The sequence below is a fragment of the Breoghania corrubedonensis genome, assembly GCF_003053845.1.
In the GTDB taxonomy this organism is placed as follows: Bacteria; Pseudomonadota; Alphaproteobacteria; order Rhizobiales; family Stappiaceae; genus Breoghania; species Breoghania corrubedonensis.
In genome coordinates this window covers 1-2,500 of record NZ_QAYG01000020.1, presented here as the reverse complement: position 1 = coordinate 2,500, position 2,500 = coordinate 1, and the positions used below count along the sequence as shown (strand labels likewise).

1 tRNA gene and 2 rRNA genes (1 of these 3 cut by a window edge) are annotated in these 2,500 nt (G+C 55.9%); all 3 read left to right on the top strand.

Features of this window, described 5'->3' with window-relative positions:
• Nucleotides 1–1,986 (top strand): 23S ribosomal RNA (locus C8N35_RS23510); it begins 757 nt to the left of the window's first position.
• Nucleotides 1,987–2,066: 80 nt separating this feature from the next.
• Nucleotides 2,067–2,181, top strand: a 5S ribosomal RNA gene (gene rrf / locus C8N35_RS23505).
• A gap of 241 nt (nt 2,182–2,422) precedes the next feature.
• A tRNA-Met gene (locus C8N35_RS23500) sits at nt 2,423–2,499 on the top strand.
• Nucleotide 2,500: the final 1 nt, after the last annotated feature.

Below are 2,500 nucleotides of genomic sequence, written 5' to 3'. Positions count from 1 at the left end.
GCTAGGGGTGAAAGGCCAATCAAACTCGGAAATAGCTGGTTCTCCGCGAAATCTATTTAGGTAGAGCGTTGGACGAATACCTCGGGGGGTAGAGCACTGGATGGGCTAGGGGTCCTCACCGGATTACCAAACCTAACCAAACTCCGAATACCCGAGAGTACTATCCAGCAGACACACGGCGGGTGCTAACGTCCGTCGTGAAGAGGGAAACAACCCTGACCGCCGATTAAGGTCCCGAAGTCATGGCTAAGTGGGAAAGGATGTAGAACTCCCAAAACAACCAGGATGTTGGCTTAGAAGCAGCCATCATTTAAAGAAAGCGTAACAGCTCACTGGTCTAAATAAGGGGTTCCGCGCCGACAATGTAACGGGGCTCAAGCCATGCACCGAAATCGCGGGCTCAGCTTGTCTGAGCGGTAGCGGAGCGTTCCGTAGGTCCGTGAAGGGATACTCGCGAGAGGTCCTGGAGATATCGGAAGTGCGAATGCTGACATGAGTAACGACAAACAGTGTGAGAGACACTGTCGCCGAAAGTCCAAGGGTTCCTGCGCAACGCTAATCGGCGCAGGGTTAGCCGGCCCCTAAGTCGAGGCAGACATGCGTAGACGATGGGAATGCAGTCAATATTCTGCAGCCTGCGGGTGGTGACGGATGCCGTGTATCGTAGTTCCTTATTGGATTGGAGCTGCGGTGAAGGTGTTCCAGGAAATAGCCCCCGCGTACAGACCGTACCCGAAACCGACACAGGTGGACTGGTAGAGCATACCAAGGCGCTTGAGAGAACTATGCTGAAGGAACTCGGCAAATTGCTCCCGTAAGTTCGCGAGAAGGGAGACCTCCGTTTGGGCAACCAGGCGGGGGTGGCACAGACCAGGGGGTGGCGACTGTTTATCAAAAACACAGGGCTCTGCGAAGCCGTAAGGCGACGTATAGGGTCTGACGCCTGCCCGGTGCCGGAAGGTTAAGAGGAGGGGTGCAAGCTCCGAATTGAAGCCCCGGTAAACGGCGGCCGTAACTATAACGGTCCTAAGGTAGCGAAATTCCTTGTCGGGTAAGTTCCGACCTGCACGAATGGCGTAACGACTTCCCCGCTGTCTCCAGCATAGACTCAGTGAAATTGAATTCCCCGTGAAGATGCGGGGTTCCTGCGGTCAGACGGAAAGACCCCGTGCACCTTTACTACAGCTTCACACTGGCATTCGTGTCGGCATGTGTAGGATAGGTGGTAGGCTTTGAAGCCAGGGCGCCAGCCTTGGTGGAGCCATCCTTGAAATACCACCCTTACCTATATGGATGTCTAACCGCGATGTAACAGCATCCGGGACAGTGTGTGGCGGGTAGTTTGACTGGGGCGGTCGCCTCCCAAAGAGTAACGGAGGCGCGCGATGGTGGGCTCAGAACGGTCGGAAATCGTTCGATGAGTGCAATGGCATAAGCCCGCCTGACTGCGAGACTGACAAGTCGAGCAGAGACGAAAGTCGGTCATAGTGATCCGGTGGTCCCTCGTGGAAGGGCCATCGCTCAACGGATAAAAGGTACGCCGGGGATAACAGGCTGATGATCTCCAAGAGTCCATATCGACGAGATCGTTTGGCACCTCGATGTCGACTCATCACATCCTGGGGCTGGAGCAGGTCCCAAGGGTTCGGCTGTTCGCCGATTAAAGTGGTACGTGAGTTGGGTTCAGAACGTCGCGAGACAGTTCGGTCCCTATCTGCCGTGGGTGTAGGAGAATTGAGAGGATCTGTCCCTAGTACGAGAGGACCGGGATGGACACATCTCTGGTGGACCTGTTGTCGCGCCAGCGGCATAGCAGGGTAGCTACATGTGGTCGGGATAACCGCTGAAAGCATCTAAGCGGGAAACCCACCTCGAAACGAGTTCTCCCTGAAGAGTCGTGGAAGACCACCACGTTGATAGGCCGGGTGTGGAAGTGCAGCAATGCATGTAGCTTACCGGTACTAATAACTCGTTCGGCTTGATCACTCTCATTAGTCAATGATCATCCCGATCAATCGATGATAATCAAAACCAGTTTCTTCTGAACAATTGATGCCCTTCGCCGGCCTGGTGGCTATTGCGGGGAGCCCCCACCCGATCCCATTCCGAACTCGGCCGTGAAACTCCCCAGCGCCAATGGTACTTCGTCTCAAGACGCGGGAGAGTAGGTCACCGCCAGGCCTGCAAAGGGCATCAATTAATCTCAACGATCTCAAACGGCCTATCCTCCACTCAAATCATTCTCCCGAGTGGAGCAAAACGCTCCGCGCGGATAGTCGCGTTCGGAGCGAAGCGCCCGCTGCCCCTCAATGGAGCAGCCCGCCGCGCCCGCAGAAGCAGCGCTTCGAGGACGGGACGACACAAAATACCGGGCCGCACTCCGGCCCATCGTCCTGGATCAGAACCCGGGATGCAAAATTACCGCGGGGTGGAGCAGCCCGGTAGCTCGTCAGGCTCATAACCTGAAGGTCGCAGGTTCAAATCCTGCCCCCGCAACCAC